This window comes from Methylophaga sp. UBA5088 (assembly GCF_002414625.1).
GTDB lineage: Bacteria > Pseudomonadota > Gammaproteobacteria > Nitrosococcales > Methylophagaceae > Methylophaga > Methylophaga marina.
Genome location: NZ_DIAC01000020.1, coordinates 1,259 through 4,885, shown reverse-complemented (window position 1 = coordinate 4,885; position 3,627 = coordinate 1,259). Strand labels below are relative to the sequence as shown.

At 44.8% G+C, this 3,627-nt stretch carries 5 protein-coding genes; all 5 read left to right on the top strand.

Going from position 1 to position 3,627, the window contains the following annotated elements; translation table 11 throughout:
• A partial coding sequence (locus tag B4K20_RS02625) for a 3'-5' exonuclease (protein WP_289281780.1) occupies window positions 1-810 on the top strand: 810 nt, incomplete at its 5' end.
• A gap of 16 nt (window positions 811-826) precedes the next feature.
• Entirely contained in the window at window positions 827-1,936 is a 1,110-nt protein-coding gene (locus B4K20_RS02620; protein WP_289281779.1) for a TRAP transporter substrate-binding protein, read from the top strand.
• Window positions 1,933-2,184 (top strand): hypothetical protein, encoded by a 252-nt coding sequence (locus B4K20_RS02615; protein WP_289281778.1) that lies wholly within the window; start codon window positions 1,933-1,935, stop codon window positions 2,182-2,184. The genes B4K20_RS02620 and B4K20_RS02615 overlap by 4 nt, the downstream gene beginning before the upstream one ends.
• Entirely contained in the window at window positions 2,185-2,694 is a 510-nt protein-coding gene (locus B4K20_RS02610) for a DUF411 domain-containing protein (protein WP_286303982.1), read from the top strand.
• 2 nt (window positions 2,695-2,696) lie between these two features.
• Entirely contained in the window at window positions 2,697-3,566 is an 870-nt protein-coding gene (locus B4K20_RS02605) for an EamA family transporter (RefSeq protein WP_289281777.1), read from the top strand.
• Window positions 3,567-3,627 lie beyond the last annotated feature (61 nt).

The window sequence follows — 3,627 nt, the reverse complement described above, 5'->3', positions numbered from 1 at the left end:
GCTGGTAATGCGCTAGCGGGTTTTATCACACTGATTGATTCGTTGACTCCTGAACAAGACACCATGATGGGCTTAAATGAACTGACACAGTTAGTCATTGATGAAAGTGGCCTAAAAGCCCACTTTGCCAAAGATAAGACCGAAAAAGGGCAAGGTCGGATTGATAACCTAGACGAATTAATCTCAGCGACCAAACAGTTTCACAAACCTGAAGAAGCAGAAGACATGTCGGATCTGGATGCATTTCTTGCCCATGCTGCACTCGAAGCCGGTGAGAATCAGGCTGACCGCTGGGAAGATTGCGTGCAATTAATGACATTACATTCCGCCAAGGGTCTCGAATTTCCAATCGTCTTTATGGTGGGCATGGAAGAAGGTCTGTTCCCCGGACAAAAGTCCAGTGATGATCCTGTCCGCCTTGCCGAAGAGAGACGGCTTTGTTATGTCGGCATGACACGCGCGAGAAAAACGCTCTATCTGATGTACACAGAATCGCGCTTTCTCTATGGGCAAGAAATGATTCAACGCCCGTCACGTTTTCTGAGTGAACTTCCGACCGAGTGTATAGAAGAAGTTCGTGCTCGCAAAAACCATATCACTCCCAGCCTGAATGGTGTTCGTGGTCGAGACACGCAGACAATGAACGAAACAGGGATTAAAACCGGACAACAGGTGCATCACCAAAAGTTTGGCCCGGGAATTGTGGTGGATACCGAAGGTTCAGGCAAAAATGCGCGAGTGCAAGTCAACTTCAAACATGCTGGTAGTAAGTGGTTAGTGCTGGCTTATGCTAAATTAGACATACTTTAATTAGGGACAAACATCTATGTTGGCATCTTGTTTTTCACGTTCTGTCATTGTGGGTCTAATGACATTCATGCTGGCCTCATGTGGACAAAGTGAGCAATCACAATCTGTCACTGATAATACAGACTATAAAAAGAGTTACCGATGGAAGATGGTCACAACTTGGCCGCCGGGTTTCCCTGTATTACAGGAAGGTGCTGAACGTTTTGCTGCCAATATCAAGGCCATGTCTAATGGTCGACTGGAAATTAAAGTCTATGCCGGCGGTGAACTTATCCCTGCTTTACAGGTGTTTGAAGCCGTATCACAGGGCACGGTAGAAATGGGGCACGGTAGTGCCTATTACTGGGCAGGCAAAGTCCCTGAAGCGCAATTCTTTTCCACCGTCCCCTTTGGCATGACAGCATTAGGTATGAACTCATGGTTATACGATGGTGGCGGCCTCGAATTATGGCGTGAAGTCTATAAGCCGTTCCATGTTATCCCCTTCCCGCTGGGTAACACTGGTGTCCAAATGGGCGGCTGGTTTAATAAAGAAATCAATTCTGTTGATGATCTCCAGGGGTTAAAAATGCGTATTCCAGGCTTAGGTGGCAAGGTATTAGCCAAAGCCGGTGGTAACCCTGTTTTATTGGCCGGCAGTGAAGTCTATAGTGCGCTTGAACGCAATACGATTGATGCGACTGAATGGATTGGGCCATATCATGACGAGCGCTTAGGTTTGTATCGCGCTGCAGAGCATTATTACTATCCAGGTTGGCATGAACCTGGCACCGTCCTGGAGTTAACGGTGAATGAGCGTGCGTGGAACAGTCTACCACCTGATCTGCAAGCTATCGTCGCGAATGCAGCTCAAGCAGAAAATCTGGCCATGCTGGCAGAGATGGAGCATAAAAACGCTGAGGCATTACAAATTCTGAAAGCACGTGATGACATTACTATAGCGCCCTTCCCAGATGATGTGTTGCAACGTTTAAAAGCCCTGTCAGATGAAACTTTAGTTGAAGAAGCCGAGAAGAATCCGAAATTTAAACGTGTCTTCGATGCATATCAGGCATTCCGTCAAAAGGATGCTGATTGGTCTCAAATTTCTGAAAGAACTTACTTAAACCTTGAACCGGCCCAATGATTTTCTTGATTTTTACAGCCGAGGGTTTAGCTGAAGCGGCTTCAGAAATACAGGCAGAGCAAGCGACTGTCTGGTTGAATCCGGATCTAAAAAACACCAATGATTATGCCAAGTTAGTCGAATCTGGCTGCGACTGTTTTTTTCTCAGCGAACAGGCTGACCCAACTAATGAAAGATCAGTCATCAATGCTTTGAGTCAGGTTGAAAAAAACAGTCACGATACTGAAATCTATGTTGAATATTTATAAATGAAAACGCTTCTTTTTTTACTCGTCTGTTTGTTGAATACAACTGCTTATGCAGACTCAGAGTGGTCTGAGTCGACTATCAATTTAGATAAACCACTTGATATCAAGGTTTACCGTAACCCGAATTGTCAGTGTTGTCATAAGTGGATCAGTCACCTTGAGCATCACGGATTCAATGTCACCGATCAATTAACACACAATCTTGATGCCGTTAAAGAAAAGTTAGGCGTCCCTCATGCTATGCACTCTTGTCACACGGCCGTGATCGAAGGTTATGTTATCGAAGGGCACGTACCAGCTGCTGATATCATGCGTTTACTGACACAAAAACCCACTATCACCGGGCTCGCTGTTCCTCAAATGCCAGTGGGTACGCCCGGCATGGAAATGGGCCCCCGCAAAGATAATTTTGCCGTTATTGAGTTTACCCCAAACCAACAATACAGCATTTTTACTACCTATCAGCTTGATGAAAATCAGCATTACCAGGCCAGCACAACTGAGGAATAACCATGGAAATCCTCGTTGTGCTGAGCAGGTTACTGTTCTCGGCATTCTCTAATGTTTTTCAAAAGCAACTGACTCACCGTGGCTTTGACTCACTGTTTATTGTTTTTAGTTCTTATCTTGTTCTAGCCGTTATCTGTCTACCACTACTTTCTTTACTTGACCTGTTTTCACTGACAAGCAATTTTTGGATAAATATTTTCTTTGCCGCCCTACTGGATATGGCGGGTACAGCCTATCTGGTCATGTCTTTATCAAAAACAGACTTATCAGTGTTTGGGCCTTTGAATGCCTACAAAGTCGTTATCTCCATGATACTGGCGATGATATTTATTGGAGAAATCCCCAGCTTTCAAGGCTTTTTTGGTGTCGCGGTCATTGTGGTGGGGAGCTATTTTTTATTTCCGCCCAAAACGACTTCGCAAAGCCGCATGTTGACCTTGTTCAAAGACAAAGGCGTTCAATACCGGTTTTTATCGATTTTGCTTTTTTCTATTGGCACTCTACCGCTGAAAACAGCAGTGATAGAAGGTGGAGCCTTAGCCACAACCGTGTTCTGGTGTTTATTGGGTTTGCCGTTGGCAGCCTTAACTCAATGGCTTTTTATCAAAAAAGATATCACCACCAATATCGCAAAAGCGCGACATAACATCCGCCCTTTTGTTTATCTGGGCTGTCTGATCTTTCTGATGCAATACATGACTATGCTGGTATTTTCACAGCTTTTGGTCGCTTATTCTCTGGCATTATTTCAACTAAGTATGGTGCTACAGGTATTCCTTGGCTACCGCATTTTTAATGAAGAACATCTCTGGCGACGCTTATCAGCTTGTCTGGTAATGGTGGCAGGCAGCTTACTGGTTCTAAACGCTTGAGCGGGATAGGGCTTGGCCTGTTATTATGCACTCAGATTGTTATTGGAGAAGATGATGAAAC

What these genes read in the sequence shown, in the direction of transcription:
- B4K20_RS02620 (WP_289281779.1), top strand. Translation starts at nt 827, where the DNA reads ATGTTGGCATCTTGTTTTTCACGTTCTGTCATTGTGGGTCTAATGACA.
- B4K20_RS02615 (WP_289281778.1), top strand. Translation starts at nt 1,933, where the DNA reads ATGATTTTCTTGATTTTTACAGCCGAGGGTTTAGCTGAAGCGGCTTCA.
- B4K20_RS02610 (WP_286303982.1), top strand. Translation starts at nt 2,185, where the DNA reads ATGAAAACGCTTCTTTTTTTACTCGTCTGTTTGTTGAATACAACTGCT.
- B4K20_RS02605 (WP_289281777.1), top strand. Translation starts at nt 2,697, where the DNA reads ATGGAAATCCTCGTTGTGCTGAGCAGGTTACTGTTCTCGGCATTCTCT.